General features: G+C 58.0%; 1 protein-coding gene. It reads left to right on the top strand.

All coding sequences use genetic code 11. The features are described 5' to 3' along the window. A partial coding sequence (locus L2W58_RS13015; protein WP_476700529.1) for a flagellin N-terminal helical domain-containing protein occupies window positions 1-612 on the top strand: 612 nt, incomplete at both ends.

The raw sequence follows: 612 nt of genomic DNA, 5'->3' as shown, positions 1-612 counted from the left end.
CAACCTTCAGAAGTCGATCAACAAGCTGTCGACCGGTCTGAGAATCAACTCGGCCGCCGACGACGCAGCCGGTCTCGCCATCAGCGAGAAGATGCGTGCCCAGATCAACGGACTGGACCAGGCTGTAAGCAACTCCCAGGACGGTATCTCCATGATCCAGACCGCCGAGGGAGCCCTCAACGAGACCCACTCCATCCTTCAGAGGATGAGAGAACTCTCCGTCCAGGCTGCCAACGACACCCTGACCAACCAGGATCGTAAGTACATCCAGGACGAGGTCAACCAGCTGTCCGAGGAGATCGACCGCATCTCCACCACCACTCAGTTCAACAAGAAGAAGCTCCTCGACGGAAGCGCCTCTGCTCTTTGGTCCTCCGATAAGCTGGAGACCAAGGCTTTTGTAAGGGGAAGCCTCCGCACGGTGGACCAGTTCGGTCAGAAATCCGCTGCCGAGGGCAACTACAACATCTCCATCAGTGCCAACCCCGGCCAGGCGGAGGTCCAGAAGTCCGACATCTTCACCATCAAGCATGAGAACGTCATCATGAACGTCGGTCTGAACACCGAGGCCGGTTTCGAGAGGGTATCGGTAGACGGTCTTCCCGCCGGAGA

Source organism: Dethiosulfovibrio faecalis (assembly GCF_021568795.1).
GTDB lineage: Bacteria > Synergistota > Synergistia > Synergistales > Dethiosulfovibrionaceae > Dethiosulfovibrio > Dethiosulfovibrio faecalis.
This window is presented reverse-complemented; position numbering and strand designations above follow the sequence as displayed.